The sequence below is a fragment of the Acidobacteriota bacterium genome, from assembly GCA_038040445.1.
GTDB classification, from domain to species: domain Bacteria; phylum Acidobacteriota; class Blastocatellia; order UBA7656; family UBA7656; genus Onstottus_A; species Onstottus_A frigus.
On the sequence record JBBPIG010000045.1, the window covers coordinates 1 to 21,686 of the forward strand.

Genomic DNA, 21,686 nt, shown 5'->3' on the forward strand with positions numbered 1-21,686 from the left:
GTCTCCGGGAGTCTGGTCTACTTTACCTATACATCTAATTTAGCTGAGCGTACCCCTGAAGGGCGCTTCGGAGTTTACATCGCAAGAATAGGCAATGATCCTGATCGCTCACTGCATATTCGGTTGATGGAAACCTTAGTTGCCAACCTTGATGGTAAAGCGAAAGACGCTGGGATTAGACTGGAGTTCAAAGATCTCAAGAGTGAAATAACTGATCAAGAGATTGATCGCCTCCCTGAGAGAACGAGGAATATCAACGCTACAATCGTTATATGGGGGATGGCAATTCAGAATAATGAGGCGTACCTACGCTTGTGGACGAAGTCAGGTGAAATATCTAGATCGCCGAAGCCGGTTACTTTTACTGACATAAATCAATTGGCTGAATTTGCAACGCAAGTGTGGGAAAGGATTGATCAAGCAAGGCTCAGCAGCCTTTCAGCGGAGGAGAGAAAAACCGAACTGGAAAAGGAGGTTGCGGAACTGAAGGCCGACGTTGCGAAGTTACGAGAATTGATGACCTCCTCATTAGTTGTTCGTTCCGCCACAGATTCAACCGCAGCGGCAAATCTGATCACTATTCTGATTGGGGTAGGGGAATATTCAGAACCCGGATTGCGCCTCTTTGGCCCGGCAAACGATGTGGCAGCGCTACGGCAGGTGCTTGTCCCGCGAACCTCTCAATTCAAGATTCTCTTAGATAAGGAGGCCACTAAACAGAGGATAGAGGAAACTGTAAAATCCACCGCTCAGCAACTTCCATCCGATATCCCATTGTTAGTTTATTTTAGCGGCCATTCAATGACCGATAAGGCGAACAATACTTATAGCTATATCCCCTATGATTACAATTCACAGTCTAACATTGGCAATGTTATAGAACTTCGGGCTCTCATTATTGATTTATTAAAAAGCCACCACAAGTCAATAGTGATTGTTGACGGGCACTTTGATCCCAGTTCAATACCCAAAGAACTTACCTCCGAGGCCGCTATAATATCGGCCGCAGTAAGTACGATGGCATTTGAGACAACAGTTGATGGAAAGCCGCAGGGTTTGTTTACAGCCGCGTTGGTGAAGGCTCTTGCCGCAGTGCCCTCCACTATCCCGATAAACATTAAAAGCCTTTTCAGTACTACGAAGGTACTTCTAAAACAAAGCCAATCTCTGGAGACAGATCCAACTCTGGTAGTTGGTGCAAATCCACCTTCTTTTTAGACGACAATCACATACAAAAGCGTCATATTATACTAGCCGCAATCTAACCGCCGCATACATCCGACCTGCAATCATGTAGCCTCTCAAGTTCAAAGACGTATCGGGCTTGTGATGCGGAGCGTAGTGCCCTCGCGAGTGAATCGGAGTTAAGATGTTTCCGAATCTGAGATCTCAGATCCGCCTGTAATCAGCGAAAGCAATGTCTTCCGAGCAAGAGAAAGATGTTTTACGAGAGTGGCGTGAGTCGGCGCCTTATTGGGCGAAGCACGCGGATACCGTCCGATCGCTGTTCGCGCCGATCACTGCCGGCCTGATCGAAGCCGGCGGCATCAGCAACGGCCACTCTGTACTGGATGTCGCAGGTGGCGCGGGCGAGCCTTCCATCACGATAGCCGAATCGGTGGGCGCTTCGGGGTCGGTCATCTGCACTGATGCGGTGGCCGAGATGGTTGCGACTGCAAGAAACGAAGCCCGCAGGAAGGGCGCTTCTAACATCGGCTTCGCTCAATGCGTGGGCGAATCATTACCCTTCGCAGCCAACACCTTCGACGCGGTTGTTTGCAGGCTCGGGGTGATGTTGTTTCCGGATCCGGCGTCCGCGATCGGCGAGATGCTTCGCGTTGTGCGGCCGGCCGGACTCGTGTCATTCGCGGTTTGGAGCCGGCGAGAGTCAAATCCGTTCTTCCACATCGTAATGGATGTCGTCTCGCGTTACATCGAGTCCCCGCCCGAGGATCCCGACGCGCCCGGCGCATTTAGATTCGCCGAGCCGGGCAAGCTCGCTCGTCTGGTTCGCGAAGCCGGCGCGATTGACGTGACCGAACGACTTCTCAACTTCGAGCTCGAAGCACCCATCACCCCAAGACAGTTCTGGGAAGTGCGCTCGGAGTTGAGCGACACGTTACGAGCTAAGGTGGCCTCGCTTTTGCCGGAGCAGTTGGCGCGTGTGGCTAAGGACGTCGAAGAAGCTGGGCGGGCTTTCTACCGGGCCGGCCGCATGAAATTTCCAGGGCAGGTGTTGATCGTGACGGCGAGGAAAGGCTGACGCGCATCCGCATCGGGCCCGCGCGTCGATTGGCTTGCGTTCATCATGCTATACTGAGTCCACGTTAACGTAGCGGACCAGAATGGCTCGAACCACTAGAGCATTGGGGTTTTCAGTAACCACCAGGAGATCCTTATGAAAAATGTCGATCCTCAAAAGCATAATTACTCACGACCTCAAGACTGGTCGCCGCAGAACCTGAGTGGTGTTCAACCGCTGACGGCTGCCGACGTTGGAATCGAGGAACGTGTGGCGTTCATTCGCAAGGTGTACGCGCTCTTCTTTGCGGCGATACTGTTCGCTGTTGGGGGCGTCTTGCTCGGATTCGCCTTCCCTCCACTGATGACCGTAGCGATAGAGCACCCGTGGATCATGCTGTTCTTGATGATCGGTGGCGTTATGGGCGCGCAGGCTGTACGCCACGTGCCCGGCGTAAACCTATTCGCGTTGTTTGGATTCACGACTCTCACGGGCGTGATCATTTCCCCTCTGCTCTACATCGTAAGCCAGAGCAACCCCGACTCGATACTTCAAGCTGGGGGGCTGACGGTGGGCATCTTTGGCGGGCTGACCGCGTACGTGTTTGTTTCGAACCGCGATTTCAGTTTTCTGCGGGGAATGGTGACGGTAGGGCTGATCGTGGTCGTGCTTGCAGGCTTGTTCAACGTGCTTTTTGTTGGCTCGCTCGGGCTCGGGTTTGCGCTAGCCGTGGCGACGCTCCTGCTGTTCGCCGGCTTCGTATTGTATGACACATCGAACATCATCCGGCGCTATCCAACCAATGAATACGTGGCCGGGGCTTTGGCGCTCTATCTGGACGCGCTCAATATCTTCCTCGCGTTGCTTCGGATACTGAACAGGCGGTGACGTAGGTTCAGAGTTCAAGCTTCAGCTTGCCTGACCTCGGAAGCGCAACCTAAAGGTTGAACTCTGAACTTACCCAGAACTTACTTCGCCCACGCCATTCCGTCGGGTTCTCTACCGGGCTCGATCGTTCCCGCTATTGTGAGATCTTCAAGATTGATTAGGGTAACTTTATTGGCCTGGGTCGAAGCCACAAAGGCGCGACGCCCGTCGGGCTGCATTAGAATACCCACAGGGACGGCGCCGACTTGAATGCGCTTGAGCTCCTTGCGCGTAGCCGCCTCGAACACGACCACTTCCCCTCCCTGTGCATCGGAGATCAGAACGCGCTTTCCGTCAGGCGTGAACTTCACTCTAATCGGCGAGCGCCCTACCTTGATCGTTTCCTTAACCTTGTCAGTGGCTGTGTCGATAATCGACAGGCCGCCGTCGCCGCGATGCGAGACCCACACCTCGCGATCATCGGGCGAGAGGTCAATTCCTTCGGGTCCCTTGCCAACGGCGATCTGCGTGATCTTTGCCGGGCCTGGACCCTTTACGATCTCGATTGCGCTGATCGTGTCCGACCCAATGTTAGCGGTGTAGATCTTGCCTGAAGTGCGCGCGACGATGACCATATGAGTGCCGGTCTGCCCAGTGCCCATCGTCCAGTCGACGCGGCCCGCAACGGGATCGTATCGCGCCACGGCCCGGCTTCCTTCGATCGTAAAGTAGATCTTGCCGTTCGACTCGGTGATCCCATGCGGCCGCAACAGCGCGCCCAGATCGACTCGCTTGACCTCCTTGGCGCCGGCGATATCGATGACCGAGATCGAGTTGCCCGGACGTTCAGCGGTGCCGTAGTTCGAGACGAAAGCAAAGCGCCCGTCGGCAGAAGCCGCGACCTCGTGTGGAGCTTCGCCCGTCGGCACACGCGCGAGCACCTTAAGAGTTGCCGGATCGATAATAGCAAGTGTGCTCTCGGATTTGTTCAACACGAGCAGCGCGCCCTGGTCCGATCGCGACGCGCGCGCCAGACTCAGTGAACCAATTAACGCCGCGCATCCAAGTAGCGCGATCACCGCAGTGCGAGTCGAGCTCGAAAAGGTCCTCATTTCAGTAGCCTCCGGCGAGACAGCTTAGGTTATGAACTGGTGGATCGCAAGGGGATCGCAAGGGATCAAAAGGATTCTGGGTTTGAATCGATCCGAAGAGAATTCCCGACTTTTCGCGTTCGCCGAACCTCAAAGTGATGAACGCGCGATGGCTGATTCGTCAGTGTTCAAACTGATAAGGACCTTTGAGGATTCATCCTCCTCCGGCCGGTTTTCGTTGAGCCGGTTACTTAAGCTGAGGCCGCGGCTATGGCAGACCACCATCCCACTCACGCCACCGATGGTCGCGGCCCCAGCATTTTGCCCTTCACCGATTCCCTTCCCAGGCATCAGAGTCGGTAGACTCCAAATGTACCGTAGACTGTCCAGTCTGCGGATGCGGCCTCGCAGTCTGAATTCTTGCCAGTCACGGAGCACTTTCCCAGCCCGCCGAGCTTCTAACATTATTCATGCTTCTTGCGGCCAAAGCATCAGGCTGCGACACTCAGAATCAGTGGGCTCCCAAGTGTTCGAAGGGCGTAGCGTAAGGCAGCCGCGATGCAACCCTGGCTGCACAAGTAGCCCCTGCGGAGGAGGCACAAGCCATGATCACGAATCGCAGACCAATTCTCCGAGCCTTCCTCGCGGCATTTGCTGCTCTCGGCTGGCTGTCGATTCCTTTCCTACCTCGGCAAACAACGCAGGCGGCTATTGGCCTGCCGCCGCTTGAAGGCGCTCGATACAGAATCGACGCCACACAGAGCCGCTTCATCGTGCGAGCCTTCGCTGGAGGATTGTTCTCCGCGTTCGCTCACGATCACACGATCGCGATTCGCGAGATCGGCGGCGAGGCCGACTTCACTTATGGAACGGTCGAGCCGGCTTCCCTTCGAATAACCATCAAGGCTGACTCGCTTGCGGTGACAGATAAGATCAGCGCGAGCGACAAGCAAAAGATCGAGGGCACCATGCGCGACGAGGTGCTCGAAGTATCAAAGTATCCGGAGATCACCTTCAAGAGCAGCGGTGTCGGCGCGACGAAGACCGGAGAAGCACAGTATCAAGCGCGAATCTCCGGCGACCTCACGCTTCACGGCGTGACGCGGCCTTTGACGATAAGCGCACAACTGGAATTTGGCGACAAGACTCTGCGCGCGAAAGGCGCTTTTGCGTTGAAGCAATCGAGCTTCGGGATCAAGCCGGTATCGGTCGCCGGCGGGACGATCAAGGTTAAGGACGAGCTGAAATTCACATTTGAGATCGTGGCGCACCTGTGATGGTGATCCGAGATGCCGGCTGGTTCGTGTCACACGAGCCTCATAACTCGTGAGCGGCAGAATTGGTCATTCGAAGTGATTGAGATGAAGCGGGCTTACCTTGATGGATTCGGCTATTCGCCGCGGGCGAGTCTGCCGAGCGCGCCGCCCGGATGCCAGCGCGCGTACTGCTCGCGGGTCAAACCTTTGTGCGCCTCAAGCGCCACCGAAAGCGAACAAAGAACGTAGATTTTCGCCAGAATGCTCGCCCGAGGAACGAGGTTCAGCTCGCCGCCTTCGTTCTCGACGCCCGCATCCAGCAGCACGTCTGCAATACGCGCAAGTTTCGATTCGCGATTCCCAGAGACGGCAATGATCTTTATGCCGGACTCGCGCAACGTCTCTGTTGCCGATAGCAACTCGGGTGTCGAGCCGCTGTTGGAGATCGCGATGGCGATGTCGTTTGGGCACACCTGGCCGGCCGAGCCGTGAATGCATTCAGTAGCGTGCAGAAAGTAAGCCGGCGTTCCCGTGCTCGAAAGAAGCGAGGCAACATAGCGCGCGATGTGCTCGCTCTTGCCAATGCCGGTGACGTGAACCCGGCCGCCGCGCGACTCGCAATCGAGAATGAGATCAGCGGCGCGCTCGATGGCTTCAACCTCGGCGCGCGTTCTGAGCGCGCTAAGCTCGTCAATCACCAGGTCAAAGAATGTTTCAACCGCATCGGCGGGACTCTTCTGTTCGCCGGCGTTCGCAGCGTTCCCCTCAACGCTCTCGTCAACCCTCTGAACTGGGCTTTCGCCCGAGATAAGATTGGCGTCTCCGAGGGTGGCTTGCGGCGCCAAGCTTATGACGGAATCGGCAAGCTCCTCCAAGCCGGACGCTTCCACGGCTACAACCTGAAATGGTTTCTGGTCTCGACTGGTTGCCATCGGGAATTCCTCTTCGAGCGGCTTGATAGAATATTGCCCACCGGGGATTGAGTCAAGCAACGAGGGCGAAGAGCAAGAAGCGAAGGGCAAGGGCAAAGGGGAAAAGGGAAAAGGGAAAAGGGCAACTCTTTTTTCTTCACGCTTTGCCCTTGGCCCTTTGCCCTTGGCCCTTGGCTCTCACAGAATCTCGCGCTCGTTGCCGACGCGGCGAGTTATGCGCTCTCGATCAAGATACTCAAGCAGCGGGATCGCGTGCTTGCGCGTCAGACCGCCGCCGATCTTCTTGAATACCGATACATCGATCTTCGGATTGATCGGCTTCTGCGCTCGCACACGCGATTTCAAAGCGTCAATCGCATCGACATGAAAAACGAACTCCCCGATGCGCATCACGCGGCGCTCGGCGGCAAGCAGGTTGTAGAGCTTTCGTGCAAGCTCAGTGGCAATACCCGCGCTTGCAGCGGTTTCTTCAAGCGTTCCCGGTTGCAGACCAGACGCCTTAAAAGCCGCTTCCAGAGCCTTCTTGGCAGACTCGTCCGAGTCGGTGAGCGCCGGGTGGTGCGAGGCCAGCCGAAGCGCGTCTCGCTCGGCGGCGACTTTGCCTTCGTCGGCGAGCCGGGCTACGACTGCGCGAAAAATCTCGGGTCGAACCTGCCCGAATACCCGATCTCGCACTTCTTCGCGGCCGAGGCCCAGCGAAAGCGGCTCGCGGCGATGATGTTCGCCAAGCATCTCCATCACTCCAGTTGCAAGCTCGCGATAGCTCTCGCCTGAAATTAGAACGAGCGGCGCGCCGGTGACTTCCAGAACGCGGCCCATTCGAATCAACTCGCCTTTTGTCGCGGCAATCTGTTCGTCGCTAGCTCCGATGCGCGCGGCGATGTCGGCTTGAGTCATCGCATTGATGCCCGCCATCTCGATGAAAACTGCCATGCGCTCAGAAAGATCCGCCTGTTCAAGCTGCTCGAGCCGGCCGCGAGCCGCAACGTCGCGTAAGCGATGTTTCTGGGGAAGGGCGTCGATGATCACGCCGCCTCCGATGGTCACTTGCGGCGAATAGCTTCTTATGATGAAGCGGTCCCCCGGCAGAGCGGTCATAGATTCCTCGAGTCGGAGCTGAACGATCGCGCTTCCGCCCGGTTGAATGGAATCCCGTTCAGGGTTCGGGGTTCCGGGTTTGGGGTTCCGGGATTCAAACCGTGAACCCTGAACCCCGAACTCGGAACCGCGAAGTATTACTACCCGAGCCATGACTTCCGCCGTGCCATGGTGCAGGCGCACCCGTGCTCGTTGCCTGAGCGGCCGCGGCGCCGAGGGCAGCAGCTCGAGCCGCGCGTCTACCATCGAAGCCGCTCGCAGCCTCCCCGCCGGAGCGAGAACACTTCCGCGCTGGACTTGTTCGACGGTCACACCTTGCAAGTTGATCGCGGTGCGCTGGCCGGCAAGCGCGCGTTCGGAGTCCTGACCGTGCACCTGAACATTGCGCACACGCGCCTTCACACCCGTAGGCATTATTTCGAGCTCATCGCCGACAGCGATCTCACCGGCGATAAGACTGCCAGTCACCACAGTTCCAAATCCTTTGATTGAAAACGCTCGGTCCACCGGCAGCCGCGGCACAGCCGAAGCGGTCTTCGGTTCGACGCGCGCGGCGAGATCAGTCAGGACTTCTTTCAACTCTTCGATGCCCGCGCCTGTGCGAGAGCTGACGGCCTTGATCGGAGCGTCTTCGAGAAACGACCCGCGAACGAAATCTTCGACCTCGGCGCGCGCGAGTTCGAGCAGTTCCTGGTCGACCATATCTGATTTGGTTAACGCAACCAGTCCCGACTTAACGTGAAGCAAACGGCAGATGTCGAAGTGCTCGCGCGTCTGCGGCATAACTGATTCGTCGGCCGCGACGACGAGCATCACCAGATCGATCCCGTGCGCGCCGGCGAGCATGTTCTTGACGAAGCGCTCGTGACCGGGCACGTCAACAAAACCGAATCTGAAATCCCCAATCGCAAGATCGGCGAATCCGATGTCGATAGTGATGCCTCGCTGCTTTTCCTCTTTGAGCCGGTCGGCGTCGATGCCGGTCAGCGCTTTGACCAGCGCAGTCTTGCCGTGGTCAATGTGGCCGGCGGTGCCGACGATGATGTGCTTCATGGCGCTTGCTCTGGGGTGAAGATACAAGACGCGTCTTTCAGGAGTCAAACAAGCGGGCATCGGATGCTTGAAAGAAAAAAAGCTATTCGTCCTTCGGATCGGTGATATAATCACGGTCTTCAGTCTTGGAACTGTTCCCGCAACCTTGCGCCGGAGGACAAAATGAACGCTAAGCAACCCTTCCTCAATGCGATCCTTGTTTCCTTCGCCTTCAGCCTGTGCGCCGTTGCGCCGGTGTTAGGCCAAGTCAATAGTCAGGCGGAACCGCCCAGGATAATCCGCAAGTCTGGAGGTGTGTTTCAGTCGTCGGCGATTAACCGCGTCGAGCCTACTTACCCGCCGCTCGCGAAGGCCGCCCATGTCTCCGGCGCTGTGGTCGTCGAAGTAACCGTGGATGAGCTGGGAGACGTGCTAGCTGCGCGGGCGATAAGCGGTCATCCGCTGTTGAAGGACGCGGCGATTGCGGCAGCCCGCGGATGGAGGTTCAGCCCGACGCAGCTCAGCGGCGTGCCGGTGAAAGTCATAGGAACGATAACTTTCAATTTCAACCTCGGCGCCCAGCCGAGGGAGAAGGTTGACACTGACCCCAAGCTTGACTTCATAGCGGAAGCCAAGCTAGCGCTCATTGCCAACTCGTATTCCCCGGAGGCGCATTTCAACCTGGCGGAAGCTTATGTTGATGAAGATATGTACAAGGAGGCGATTGAGCCGTACAAGCGTGCGATCGAACTGAAGCCAGACTATAAGAAGGCTTACGAGGGGCTGGCTTCGGCCTATAACGAGTTAGGGCAACGGGACGATGAAATCGCGGTCTACAAACAGGCGATTCAAGCTCTGCCAAACGATGTCGAGCTTCTCGAGGAGCTTTCGCGCACTCTTAGCGACACCGAGCGTTACCTCGAAGCCGCCGACGTTCAAAGAAGGATCGTGCTGATCAAGCCTGAGGATGCCGACGCGTACAACAGTCTGGGTTGGTCTCTGTTTCGCGCGCGCAGGTATCAGGACGCAATTCCTCCCTTCCAGGAATCAATACGACTGCGCCCGAAGAACGCTCGCGCTTATCACAACCTTGGTGCGGCATACATGAACTTAAGGCAATATGAGGACGCCATTGCAGCCTACGCGCAGGCTCTGAACATCGAGCCCACCTACGATCAGGCATACAAGGTCTGCAGAGAGATGGGAACCATCTATCTCCGGTCGGGGCGTAGCAGCGAAGCGGTTGAAGAGCTCAAACGCTCGATCGAGCTCAACCCCACACACGCCTTGGCGCATTCGGAATTGGGAGCGGCTTACCATAATCTTTCGCGGTACTCAGAAGCGGTCCAGTCGCTAAGCAGGGCGGCAGAGATCGAACCGCGGACGGCCAGCATTCACAGTTTTCTTGGAGACGTCTACCAGCACCTGGGTCGCGCGGCAGAGGCAGAAAAGGAATTCCGCGAGTCAATCAAGCTGGATCCTGAGAACCCCGGGGGCTACCTCGGATTGGCGTCCCTGCTATACGCGCAAAAGAAATTCGAAGAGGCCGATGTTGTTCTGCGCCCGGCATTGCAGCGCATGCCAAAGAACGTTAACGCGTACGTCGGGGTCGCCATGTTGCTTGAGCATTCAGGCCACAAGGCCGAAGCTGAATCCGCATTGAGAAAGGCCCTGCAAATCGATCCGAACAATGCTTTGGCGCTAAACAACCTGGGCTACACGATGGTCGAGCGCAACGATCGCCTTGAAGAAGCGCTTGCGATGATTCAGCGTGCTGTCAAAGCCGAACCGAAAAACGCTGCATATCTAGACAGCCTGGGATGGGCCTATTTCAAACTCGGCAAGCTCGATGAAGCGGAGCGCCATCTGAATGAAGCCGTGAAACTAGCCTCGTCCTCGGCGACGATGCATGAACACCTCGGCGACGTCTACGATCGCCAGGGCAAGACGGAAGAAGCGCGAAAGGCGTGGGCGAAGGCTCTCTTCTTTTCGACATCGGCGGAACAGTCGGCGAGGATTCGATCGAAGATCTCGGGAGACCCAAAAAAGTGAAGGGTATGAGATTCTCGGGGCCTTCTCCTTCTCGAAGGAGGCTGGCACTAATCTACATTGCGCTGAGAGCGCCTCTCTGAAGCTCTTCGTTCCCGGCTATGCCAACGGTTTTCTCACACGCCGCGGTCGGGTTTATTGCGGCGAAAGGCGCGACTGAAGCGACCGCTCCGAACACACGAATCGTGATTGCAACGATGGCGCTCGCAGCCTTGCCCGACGCCGATGCATTGTTCTTCGGAGTTATCCCATACAATCATCCTTTCGGGCATCGAGGCTTTACGCATTCACTGTTCTTTGCAGCTATTGTCGGCTTGTTTGCCGCGGTCCTCTTTTTGAAAGCAGGTTGGGCGCCGGAGCATTCGCTCGGGGTGCTCGCGCTCATCTTCGGGGTGACGATCGCATCGCACGGGTTCTTCGACGCGATGACCGACGGAGGTCTCGGCGTCGCGTTCTTCGCTCCGTTCACCAACCACCGCTACTTCTTTGCGTGGAGGCCGATACCGGTCGCGCCGCTGTCGCTAGAAGGTTTGCTCAATGCTCGTGGGTGGCAAGTTATCCGCGCCGAAGCTGGATTGTTCTGGACCTTCACGCTTGCAGCCGTGATCTGGGATCGAAGAACGGTGTGGCGAATGATTCTCGCCGGTGCGTGCGCACTGGTGGGGATCTTCATGTGGGTTCTAGAGGGGTGACGTAAAACGGGGAGACCTGATTTGGTTTCGCGAATGAGAACAGCCACCGAACTCAGTGTGGGCAACACTCCGCGTTTCTCTTCGTTCACAGATGGAATAACTACGCCGTGATATAGTCCTCCTCAGTCAGCTCCGGAGCTGTTCTCACAGCGACGGCAGGAGGACAAATGAAGTTCAGAAGAATCCATATCGCCATTGTCAGTACTGTGATCGTGATTGGCTCGTGCCTCGCTGCCCACGCGTTTGCCCAGGTCATTCAGCCTGAGCCGGCTAAGTTGATTCGCAAGGCTGGCGGCGTGCTTCAGCAATCGGCAACCACCCGCGTCGAGCCGGCATATCCACCGCTTGCGAAGGCCGCTCGAGTTTCGGGCGACGTCGTTGTCGAGGTGCTCATAGACGAGAACGGAGACGTGATAGCCGCCAAGGCTGTGAGCGGACATCCGCTGCTGAAAAACTCGGCAGTCTCGGCCGCGCGCGGTTGGAAGTTTTCAAGGACGCAACTGAGCGGCGTCCCGGTGAAGGTCATCGGCACCCTCACCTTCACCTTCTCGCTACCCGCCGACAAGCCTCCGCCAGACAGTTCGGCCAACAGCGATATAGACGAAGCCAGGAAGGCTGTAATAACCAACGCTTATTCTCCCGAGGCTCATCTCAAATTGGCTCAAGCCTACGTAGCCAGGGATATGTCCGAGGAGGCTACTGAATCCTACAAGCGCGCGATTGAATTGAAACCTGCCTACAAGGAGGCGTATCTCGGTCTGGCCTCGGTTCTCAAGAGGCAAAACAAGCGCGACGAAGAAGTAGCCATCTACAGGCAGGCCATTGCGGCATTGCCGAATGAACCTCAACTATTGGAAGCGGCAGCACGGGCTTTAAGCGAGACCGAGCGTTATGCTGAGGCAATCGACGTTCAAAAGCGCGTCGTGCAACTCCGGCCCGATGATCCTCGCTCGCACGACGAACTCGGGCGTTACTTGTTCCGGGCCCGCCGTTACCAGGAGGCTATTGCGGCCGCCCAGGAGTCACTACGACTGCGCCCAAAGAATGCTCTCGCCTATCACAGTATCGGCGCGGCATACATGAACATGGGGCGATGGGAAGATGCGATTGCGGCATACACTGAGCTGTTGACCGTGGATCCGAAATACGCCCAGGCGTACCGGGTCCACACCGAACTGGGAAGCGCTTATCTGCGGTCACGCGGAGCAAACGAGGCGCTGGAAGAGTTCAAGCGGGCGATTGAACTGAATCCTGGTTACGCAGGAGCGCACGGAGAATTGGGTTCGGCTTATCACAGGCTTGGCCGCAACGAGGAGGCGGTTCAATCCTTACAGAAGGCGGTAGAGCTGCAGCCGGGCAACGCCACATTTCGAATTGGTCTCGCGGACGCTTACGAGCATCTGGGCCGCATTGCGGAAGCAGAAAAGGAATTGCGCGGCGGGATAAAACTCGAACCGGAGAATGTTCAAATCTCAATTGCGTTGGCGGCGTTGCTGTACGAACAAAACACGCTTGACGAAGCTGACAGCCTGGTCCGCAAAGCAGGTGAGCGCCTTCCGAAGAACGTAAATGGTTATGTGCTGCTTTCAACTTTTCTTCAACATCAAGGCCACAACGAAAAAGCTGAAGCGGCGCTGAGAAAGGCCCTGCAGGCCGATCCGAACAACGCGATGGCGCTCAACAATCTTGGCTACGCGATGATTGAGCGCAATGAACGAGTGGAAGAGGCGCTTGGAATGATTCAGCGCGCCGTCAAAGCGGCACCTAAGAATGCCGCCTTTCTTGACAGCCTTGGTTGGGCGTATTTCAAGTTGGATAAACTGGAAGAGGCTGAGCGTTACCTTACCGAGGCTGCGCAATTCGGAGCGTCGTCCGTGATTCTCGATCATCTTGGCGATGCGTTTTCGAAACGCGGAAAGACGGTTCAGGCTCGCGATGCGTGGCAAAATGCATTGATGCTCCCGCTAAACAAGGACCTTGCCGTCAGGATCAGGGAGAAGTTGAACGCGGCAGCCAATAAGTGAGACGCGGTGTGACGCCGCTGTCAGGATGGAAGATTTTTGATTCTCTCAATGATATCTGTTGTCGATGAGCCTTCAACGTAGGGCAGCGACAAAACCGTGCCACCGGCCGCCGCAACCTCTTCGCGTCCGACGATCTCATCGAGCGGCCAGTCCCCGCCTTTGACCAGCACATCAGGCAACAGATCAGCGATTAACTTATGCGGCGTCGGTTCGTCAAAGATGATCACGTAGTCGACTGCTTCAAGAGCGGCGATTACTTCAGCGCGTTCAGCTTCTTTCATGATCGGGCGGCCTTGCCCCTTCAGGATACCAACCGAGCGATCGCTATTCAGCGCAACGACCAGCGCATCGCCCAGCGAACGCGCTTCTCTCAAGTAAGCCACGTGCCCAGAGTGAAGCAGATCGAAGCAACCGTTGGTGAACACCAGTCGCTTGCCTTCGCTTCTAAGGCGCTGGCGTTCTCGGATCAACGCGGCGTGGTCCAGGATCTTCGTCATCGCGTCGATTGAATCACGTTAAGGCGCAGCGGGCAACATTCCGACTAGTAGACTGGTACTGGTTGCGACGATTTCTCAACAACCTCTGGAACAACACCGGCTTCGTGTGGCGGCTCGCCCGAATTATGATATTGCTTGTCGCTGGGTTGATAACCTTAATCATGGCGTTCGAAGACAGGCTCATCTACTTTCCGACCAAATATCCAGACGGCTTCTGGGAGGTCGAGAGTTTCCGCTCGCGCGAAAGACAAGTCGTCCCGAAGATTGAAGACTGTTTCTTCGAGACATCGGATGGTGTGCGGCTTCACGGCTGGTACTGCACGCCGCACCCGAACGCAGCCGGTTCGCTCGTTCCGGTTGAGTCAAAGATGGTCCTGCTGTGGTTTCACGGCAACGCCGGCAACCTCAGCTACCGCTACGAAATGATTCGCGCGATGATGGAGTTGCCGGTCCAGGTGTTCATCATTGATTACCGCGGCTACGGCAAGAGCGAGGGCAAACCAACCGAGCAGGGTTTGTATTTGGATGCTCGCGCGGCGTGGGACTATCTCATCAACGAACGCCGAGTCGCGCCCGAGCAAGTAATCATCTTCGGCAAATCGCTTGGCGGCGCTCCGGCAATTGACCTTGCGAGTCAGGTCGAACCTGCCGGTTTGATCGTGCAATCGAGCTTCACAAGCGCGGGCGATGTGGCCGCCGCAGTGATGCCCTTTTTGCCGCGAGTCTTGTTGCACACCAAGATGGATTCGCTCAGCAAGATCGATCGAGTCCGATGCCGGAAGCTTTTCATCCACAGCCGAGCAGACGAAGTTATTCCCTACGAGCTTGGCCGCCGGCTGTATGAAGCGGCGCCCGAGCCAAAAGAGTTTTACGAAGTGATGGGCGCGCCACATAACTCGACTTACATCGTCGGGGGCAAGCCATACTTCGAAGCGCTGCGCGGCTTCATCGAGTCCTGTGCGCCGCCCAGTACGAGCCCTCGGCGATAGCGCGCGAGTTCAAGAAGCGGCAGAATAAAGCAGCGATCACAACAGAGCGTTTAGCGTATGATAATCAGGGCGGATTGTAACAAATTGCTTGACAGTCTCGGTCCCTTCGGTTTACTCATGCAGAGGAACATTGCGAGGGAAAGATGAGTGATGATCAGCATGAAATGATAACGCAGCCAATGGTCGAGGCGCTCATTGCGAGATTACAGAGCCTTGAGACCAGACTCGAAAGCAAGCTGGTGCAGACTGCGGGTGCCACCGAGCAGGCAATCGCGAGTATGCGTGCCGAGATGAACGAGAACTTTTCGCGCGTGAGAGATGAGATCGCAATCCTGAATGAAGATACTCTGAAGACGCGCGCCGGCCAGCGTGAGCTTTTGCGGCGCATCGAGAAATTGGAATCCAAGGCTTCGTGATCCGCTGCTTGTAAATCAACCGCATTCCGTCGGCTCCCCTTCGGACATTCCGGCTCGCCTACCTGCTATCAAACAACACCGCGCGTTGACACTCTTCAAAACCGGTTCCTATAATCGAGACTTATCTTGAGCGACCTGCAGCACGCTGATCACACCGGAGACCTTGATGGAGGACGAACAACAGCCGGCAAGCGATGAGAATGATCAACTCGAAGAACGGCGGCGTGCGCTTGGTCAGATCATAGAACTGGGCTTCGATCCTTATCCGCACAGATTCCACCGCACCCACTCCATAAGCCAGATAGTCGAGCAGTTCGCCGACAAGACCGGGGAACAACTTGAGGCAGAGCGCCCGCACACGCGAGCGGCCGGTCGTATTCACGCTATTAACAGGATGGGCAAGGCCGCGTTCATTCGGTTCTCCGACGGCGCTGAGCTGCTTCAAGCCTACATCAAGTCCAACGAGGTCGATGAACGCACCTGGGCGCTGTTCAAGCTGCTTGATCTTGGCGATTTTATCGGGACCGAGGGCCGGCTGTTTCGCACTCGAACCGGCGAGCTGTCGATCCACGCGGAATCCCTCACCTTCCTGGCAAAAGCTCTCGTTCCTCCCCCTGACAAGTACTATGGCTTGCACGACATCGAGTTGCGCTATCGCCAACGCTACGCCGATCTGATCGCCAACCGCGAAGTCCGCCGTGTGTTCGAAACGCGTTCTCAAATCATCCGGTTGATACGCAGGTACTTCGACGAGCGTGGCTATATGGAAGTCGAAACGCCGATGCTGACGCCGCTCCCTACCGGCGCGGCGGCGCGGCCGTTCGCGACTCATCACAACGCTCTGGACATCGATCTCTATGCGCGAATCGCCCCGGAGCTTTACTTGAAACGGCTGATCGTCGGCGGCTTCGAGAAGGTGTACGAGATAAATCGCAACTTCCGAAACGAAGGAATCGACCGCTCGCATAACCCAGAGTTCACGATGCTGGAATGGTACGAAGCGTATTCTGAGTACGAGGACCTTCTCAAGCTGACCGAGGATTTGATCTCGTCATTAGTCGAGCAAGTATGCGGCACAGCGGTCATCGAATACGGCGAGCTCAGAATTGACTTCACACATCCCTGGAAGCGGCTGACCATGCGCGAAGCCGTGATTCACTACTGGGCGGACACGCAAGAGCGGCCAACCTTTGAAGATCTATCGACAAGCGAAGGCATTCTGCGATGGGCAGAGCGAGACGAAAATCTCAGGTCTCAGATCCCACATCTCAGATCGCTTGACTACGGCCATCTGCTGGGCGAGATGTTCGAGCACGTTGCCGAAGCGAAGCTGATCAGCCCGACGTTCATAACCGAGTTTCCGACGGAGCTTTCGCCGTTGTCGAAGCAGAATCAGGATGACCCCCGGTTCGTGGACCGCTTCGAGCTGTTCATCGCCGGGATGGAAATTGCCAATGCGTTCTGCGAGATCAATGATCCCGTCGATCAGCGGCAACGGTTCGAGGCTCAGATGAAACTCCGCGAGCGCGGCGACGAAGAAGCGATGGTGATCGACGAAGACTACATACGAGCGTTGTCTTACGGTATGCCGCCTACGGCGGGCGAAGGCATAGGCATCGACCGGCTGGTGATGGTGCTGACCAATCAGAAGTCGATTCGCGACGTGATTTTGTTTCCGCACATGAGGCCCGAAAAACCAGAAGGCAGTAGGCAGTAGGCAGAAGGCAGTCGCCGCTGCCTTCTGCCTTCTGCCTTCCGCCTTCTGCCCCTTATGCCTTACGAACTCTTCATCGCATTACGTTACCTGCGCGCCAAGCGAAAGCAGGTGATGATTTCGGTCATCACCGTCATCGCCATCGCTGCGGTGGCAATGGGCGTAGCCTCCCTGATCGTCGTGCTCGCGATGATGACCGGCTTCCGGCAGGAGTTCCAGGCGAAGATTCTGTCGGGCACGGCTCACCTCAATCTCAGCCACAAAGAGCGCCAGCCGATTGAGAACTATCGCGAACTGGTGCGACGCCTGAGCTCTCTTCCTCACATTCGTTCAGCTTCGGCAACCCTCTATCAACGAGTGCTCGTCCAGGGGCAAAAAGACACCGAAGGCGCGGTCCTCAAAGGCGTCGACATGAACGCGCCGCCCAACGCCAACGAGGTTTTCCAATTCACCGTTGACGGCAATCCGCAGTCGCTAGCCGAACCTGAGACCGATCCGGAGACGGGCGCGAAGATCGACCGAATAATCCTCGGGCGCGACCTCGCACAAACAGTCGGACTCAAGGTTGGCGACATCGCGACGATCATCTCTCCTCAAGGTCATCTGACGCCGGTCGGTCTCGCGCCGCGCTATCGCGACTTCAGTGTCGCGGGCATTTTCGCTTCGGGTCTCAGCGACTATGACGCGACCTGGGCTTACATCTCGCTTGAAGCCGCCCAGCGGCTTTCAGGCGCGGAGGACGTGGCCGAGATTATCCAGATGAAAGTTGACGACGTCGACGCGGTCAAGCGAATAGGCGCCGAAGTGCTCGCCGCGGTCGGCGATGACTACGAAGTGCAGGACTGGCAGCAACTGAATGCGCCGATCTACAGCGCGCTCAGCTATGAAAAGTATCTGACCGGAGTCGCGTTGCTGATCGTGATTGGAATCGCCGCGCTCAACATAATCACAGTGTTGATAATGATCGTTCTGGAAAAGCACAAGGACATAGCGGTGCTCAAAACGATGGGCGCGACCAATCGCAGCGTGATGTATCTCTTCATGGCTCAAGGGGTGTTGATAGGAATAGTGGGTATCGTCATCGGCGTTGTGGCCGGCACGGGCTTTTGTTATTTCGCGAACAACCACCGGTGGATCAAGCTGCCGGCCGGCGCGTACGCGCTAGACTATCTCCCATTCCACGCGACGTGGATTGATGTTGTCGTGGTTGCGGCGGTCACAATCGCGATCAGCTTCTTATCGACCATCTTTCCATCGCTGAGCGCGGCGCGGCTCAACCCGGTTGAAGCGCTGAGATACGAATGATCGAGGATCGAGGGTCGAGGATCGACGATGGAGAATAGAGAATTGACCAATTCCAGAGCGCGCGCGCCAAGCGTCAATCTTCGATCATCGATCCTCGATCCTCGATCCGTTTTGGTCCGCGCCGAAGGTCTTACGAAGGCTTACGAATCGGGCCGAAGCCGAGTCGTGGTCTTTCAGGACTTGAGCCTTGAGATCGCCGAAGGCGAGATGGTGGCGGTCGTCGGACCATCGGGCGCTGGAAAATCAACTCTATTGCACCTATTAGGTGGTTTAGACCGTCCGACAGCGGGAACGGTAAAAGTCGGCGAGTTTGACATTTTCAAACTCGGTGATGTAGACTTGGCGCGTTTTCGGAACGGGGAGATTGGTTTCATCTTCCAATTTCATCACCTGCTGCCCGAGTTCACCGCCGTTGAAAACACGATGATGCCGCTGCTCATAGGGCGAAGCTCACGTCGAGCGGCAATAGATCGTGCTCAGTCGATGCTGAACAGCGTCGGACTTGCGGACCGTGTTGCGCACAGGCCCGGAGAGTTGTCCGGCGGTGAGCAAGCCAGGGTCGCGCTGGCAAGAGCACTCGTAACCCGGCCGCGATTGCTGCTGGCAGACGAGCCGACGGGTGACCTCGACAGCAAGACAAGTGAAAGCATTCATAGCCTGCTCAAGGAGGTTCACAGATCGCAGAAGCTGACCTCGGTAATCGTCACTCACAACGAGCGTCTCGCTTCCATATGCGACCGAGTTCTTCACCTTGAGGATGGCCGCCTTCAATAGCAGTGAGGACCGAGAACTGTAAGAAAAGGAAATTGGAAATTGGAAATTGAAAATTGGAAATTCATCCGGATCTCGAGGCGTTTCATTTTGAGATTTGCAATTTTCCATTTCCCTTCCGACTCAATCCCCGGTTACTCAACTTAGCGGAACCGAGTATGTTCGAACGTTACACCGAAAAGGCTCGCCGCGTAATATTCTTTGCACGATATGAAGCAAGTCAGTTTGGCGCCCAGGCCATCGAGGCTGAGCACGTTCTGCTCGGCTTGCTTCGCGAGGACAAGCAGCTAACCCAAAAGTTCTTTCGCAGTCCACATTCGACAGTCGAGTCAATCCGCCGACAGATCGAATCCCGCACCCCGCTTCGCGACAAGGTGTCCGCCTCCATAGACCTGCCGCTGTCCACCAGCGCCAAGCGAGTGCTGAGTTACGCCGCCGACGAAAGCGAGCGGCTCGGGCACCGGCACATCGGAACCGAGCACTTGTTGCTGGGCATTTTGCGCGAAGACAAATCTTCTGCAGCCGAGATACTCTACGAGCGCGGCCTCAGACTCAATCAGATTCGCGAAGACCTCAACCGCGCGCAGCACAACGAGCGCGCGCTGGCTCAAAAGAAAGACGCGCCCCACCTGGCCGAGTTCAGCCGCGACCTGACCGAAGCGGCACACAACGATCAGCTCGATCCGTTGATCGGACGCGAAGGCGAAACCGAGCGCGTGATACAGATTCTCTGCCGCCGCACCAAGAACAACCCCGTGCTGATAGGCGAGCCTGGTGTGGGGAAGACCGCAATCGTCGAAGGGCTCGCGCAAAGAATAGTCTCGGGCGACGTGCCGCCGTTCCTACGCGACAAACGTATCCTCGCGCTTGACCTTTCATTGGTGGTTGCCGGCACCAAGTATCGCGGCCAGTTTGAGGAGCGCCTCAAGACGATCATGCGCGAGTTGATCGAGAATCCGCACTACATCATCTTCATTGACGAGCTGCACACGCTGGTCGGCGCGGGATCGGCTGAAGGGTCGCTCGACGCGGCCAACATTCTGAAGCCGGCACTTTCACGCGGCGAGATCCAATGCATCGGCGCGACAACGCCAGCAGAGTTTCGCAAGACGATTGAGAAGGACCGCTCGCTTGAACGGCGATTCCAGTCGGTCAAGGTTCCGCCGCCCACCGAACCCGAAACGGTCAAGATACTGGAAGGCGTCAAGGACCGCTACGAAACTTTCCATCAAGTGCGCTACACGGAAGACGCCATCGAGACTGCGGTCTACGGGTCGCAGCGGTACATTCCCGATCGATTCCTTCCCGACAAGGCGATAGACATCGTCGACGAAGCCGGCGCGCGAGTTAAGCTGCGCGAGGCCAATTTGCCGGCCGAAATACTCGATTGCCAGCGCAAGCTGCGCCGTCACACCGCCGCCTTCGAACGCGCTACCGCAGAACGCGACTTCGAGCGGGCGAAGATCTTCAAGCAGAAAGAGCAGGAAGAACTGGACCGGCTCGCCACGCTTCGCGAGTCTCACAATCTTGTAGCCGAGCACTTCCCGGTCGTCACTCGGGATGATATCGAAGAGGTGATCTCCCGCTGGACGGGTATACCTATCACCACGCTTAAAGAGGAAGAATCGGCGAAACTGCTGCGCATCGAACTCGAGCTGCACAAACGCATCATCAGCCAGGGCCGCGCAATTTCGGCGCTCTCGCGCGCCATTCGCCGCAGCCGGGCGGGGCTGAAGAACCCGAATCGACCCGTGGGCTCGTTCCTCTTTCTCGGACCGACCGGCGTCGGCAAGACCGAAGTCGCCCGATCGCTTGCGGAATTCCTGTTCGGTTCCGAGCGCGCCTTACTCCGGTTCGATATGTCCGAGTACATGGAGAAGCACGCCGTTTCGAAGCTGATTGGCAGCCCGCCGGGTTACGTCGGCCACGAGGAAGGCGGGCAGTTGACTGAAAAGATCAAGCGCAATCCCTATTCGGTATTGCTGCTCGATGAGATCGAAAAGGCGCATCCGGATCTTTTCAATATCCTGCTGCAGGTGCTTGAAGACGGAACGCTGACAGACTCCCTCGGAAACACAATCGACTTCAAGAACACGATCCTCATCATGACCTCGAACATCGGCGCGCGGTTCATCCAGAAACGCGGGCATATGGGCTTCCAGGCGTCAGCGCGAACACAGCAGGCGACCGTCGAAGAAGGCGTGATGCAAGCCGTAAAGCAGACGTTCAACCCGGAGTTCGTCAATCGCCTGGACGAGATCATCGTGTTCGAGCCGCTCACCGACGCCGACCTGTTCGAGATAGTCGGTCTGCTGGTCGCGCTTCTCAATCGCACGCTTATTCGCAGAAAGCTTCAAGTGCAAATGACTGAAGACGCGAAGCGCTGGGTGGTGGAACAAACTTGCGCGGACCGCACCTACGGCGCGCGTCCGTTGCGCCGTGCGTTGCAGAAGTACGTTGAAGACCCGCTTTCAGATGCGCTGATTGGCGGCAGCTTCAGCGAGGCATCCGTCGTCGAGGTATACCTGGAAGGCGATTCGCTAGGGTATCGCGCCGTTGAGCTTGAAGAGTTGGGCGACGAACTTCTGGTGCAATGAACCGTCCATTCCCATCAGCGCTCGCGAGTCACCTTTAGGTCTCAACTGTCGAGTTGAATACCAAATGCTGCTCGAGAATGCTGGTGAACGTGAGGTAATCATCGGATCCGAATC

The 21,686-nt window shown here is 56.8% G+C and carries 17 protein-coding genes; 13 read left to right on the forward strand and 4 right to left on the reverse strand.

Features of this window, described 5'->3' with window-relative positions:
• The 3 genes from AABO57_27465 to AABO57_27475 all read left to right on the forward strand — a co-directional run.
• A partial coding sequence (locus AABO57_27465; protein ID MEK6289470.1) for a caspase family protein occupies positions 1 to 1,218 on the forward strand: 1,218 nt, incomplete at its 5' end.
• A 199-nt stretch (positions 1,219 to 1,417) separates the two neighbouring features.
• Positions 1,418 to 2,263, forward strand: a complete 846-nt coding sequence (locus tag AABO57_27470) for a class I SAM-dependent methyltransferase (GenBank protein ID MEK6289471.1) — start codon at positions 1,418 to 1,420, stop codon at positions 2,261 to 2,263.
• A gap of 135 nt (positions 2,264 to 2,398) precedes the next feature.
• Positions 2,399 to 3,130, forward strand: a complete 732-nt coding sequence (locus tag AABO57_27475) for a Bax inhibitor-1/YccA family protein (GenBank protein MEK6289472.1) — start codon at positions 2,399 to 2,401, stop codon at positions 3,128 to 3,130.
• Between the two features lie 80 nt (positions 3,131 to 3,210).
• On the opposite strand, the gene AABO57_27480 is transcribed toward AABO57_27475, so the two are convergent.
• Positions 3,211 to 4,221, reverse strand: coding sequence for a cytochrome D1 domain-containing protein (locus AABO57_27480; GenBank protein MEK6289473.1), 1,011 nt, complete (start codon positions 4,219 to 4,221; stop codon positions 3,211 to 3,213).
• 584 nt (positions 4,222 to 4,805) lie between these two features.
• Between AABO57_27480 and AABO57_27485 the strand changes: the two genes are divergently transcribed.
• Positions 4,806 to 5,477 (forward strand): YceI family protein, encoded by a 672-nt coding sequence (locus AABO57_27485; GenBank protein MEK6289474.1) that lies wholly within the window; start codon positions 4,806 to 4,808, stop codon positions 5,475 to 5,477.
• Between the two features lie 113 nt (positions 5,478 to 5,590).
• Here AABO57_27485 and AABO57_27490 read toward each other — a convergent pair whose 3' ends face one another.
• Both AABO57_27490 and selB read right to left on the reverse strand, forming a co-directional pair.
• Positions 5,591 to 6,388: an SIS domain-containing protein gene (locus AABO57_27490; GenBank protein MEK6289475.1), complete on the reverse strand. Its 798-nt coding sequence runs from the start codon at positions 6,386 to 6,388 to the stop codon at positions 5,591 to 5,593.
• 177 nt (positions 6,389 to 6,565) lie between these two features.
• Positions 6,566 to 8,539 (reverse strand): selenocysteine-specific translation elongation factor, encoded by a 1,974-nt coding sequence (selB, locus tag AABO57_27495; protein MEK6289476.1) that lies wholly within the window; start codon positions 8,537 to 8,539, stop codon positions 6,566 to 6,568.
• Positions 8,540 to 8,701: 162 nt separating this feature from the next.
• Here selB and AABO57_27500 point away from each other — a divergent pair, with 162 nt between their 5' ends.
• From AABO57_27500 to AABO57_27510, 3 genes are all read left to right on the forward strand, one after another.
• Positions 8,702 to 10,570, forward strand: coding sequence for a TonB family protein (locus AABO57_27500; protein MEK6289477.1), 1,869 nt, complete (start codon positions 8,702 to 8,704; stop codon positions 10,568 to 10,570).
• A gap of 98 nt (positions 10,571 to 10,668) precedes the next feature.
• Positions 10,669 to 11,259: a metal-dependent hydrolase gene (locus AABO57_27505; GenBank protein MEK6289478.1), complete on the forward strand. Its 591-nt coding sequence runs from the start codon at positions 10,669 to 10,671 to the stop codon at positions 11,257 to 11,259.
• A gap of 167 nt (positions 11,260 to 11,426) precedes the next feature.
• Positions 11,427 to 13,283 carry a TonB family protein gene (locus AABO57_27510; GenBank protein MEK6289479.1) on the forward strand — a complete coding sequence of 619 codons (1,857 nt, stop codon included), beginning with the start codon at positions 11,427 to 11,429 and terminating at the stop codon, positions 13,281 to 13,283.
• 20 nt (positions 13,284 to 13,303) lie between these two features.
• Here AABO57_27510 and rfaE2 read toward each other — a convergent pair whose 3' ends face one another.
• A complete protein-coding gene (gene rfaE2 / locus AABO57_27515) occupies positions 13,304 to 13,780 on the reverse strand; it encodes a D-glycero-beta-D-manno-heptose 1-phosphate adenylyltransferase (GenBank protein ID MEK6289480.1) in 477 nt (158 codons plus the stop codon).
• Positions 13,781 to 13,842: 62 nt separating this feature from the next.
• Between rfaE2 and AABO57_27520 the strand changes: the two genes are divergently transcribed.
• The 6 genes from AABO57_27520 (at position 13,843) to AABO57_27545 (ending at position 21,572) form a co-directional block, all read left to right on the forward strand.
• Positions 13,843 to 14,769 (forward strand): alpha/beta hydrolase, encoded by a 927-nt coding sequence (locus AABO57_27520; GenBank protein MEK6289481.1) that lies wholly within the window; start codon positions 13,843 to 13,845, stop codon positions 14,767 to 14,769.
• A 143-nt stretch (positions 14,770 to 14,912) separates the two neighbouring features.
• Positions 14,913 to 15,185: a hypothetical protein gene (locus tag AABO57_27525; protein ID MEK6289482.1), complete on the forward strand. Its 273-nt coding sequence runs from the start codon at positions 14,913 to 14,915 to the stop codon at positions 15,183 to 15,185.
• 166 nt (positions 15,186 to 15,351) lie between these two features.
• Positions 15,352 to 16,902, forward strand: a complete 1,551-nt coding sequence (lysS, locus tag AABO57_27530) for a lysine--tRNA ligase (GenBank protein ID MEK6289483.1) — start codon at positions 15,352 to 15,354, stop codon at positions 16,900 to 16,902.
• 54 nt (positions 16,903 to 16,956) lie between these two features.
• On the forward strand, positions 16,957 to 18,204 hold the full coding sequence (locus tag AABO57_27535; GenBank protein ID MEK6289484.1) for an FtsX-like permease family protein: 1,248 nt from the start codon (positions 16,957 to 16,959) through the stop codon (positions 18,202 to 18,204).
• Positions 18,205 to 18,231: 27 nt separating this feature from the next.
• The gene (locus AABO57_27540) at positions 18,232 to 18,978 is read left to right on the forward strand and encodes an ABC transporter ATP-binding protein (protein MEK6289485.1); all 747 of its coding nucleotides are present in this window, start codon (positions 18,232 to 18,234) and stop codon (positions 18,976 to 18,978) included.
• A 155-nt stretch (positions 18,979 to 19,133) separates the two neighbouring features.
• Positions 19,134 to 21,572, forward strand: coding sequence for an ATP-dependent Clp protease ATP-binding subunit (locus tag AABO57_27545; protein ID MEK6289486.1), 2,439 nt, complete (start codon positions 19,134 to 19,136; stop codon positions 21,570 to 21,572).
• The last annotated feature ends 114 nt before the right edge of the window (positions 21,573 to 21,686 follow it).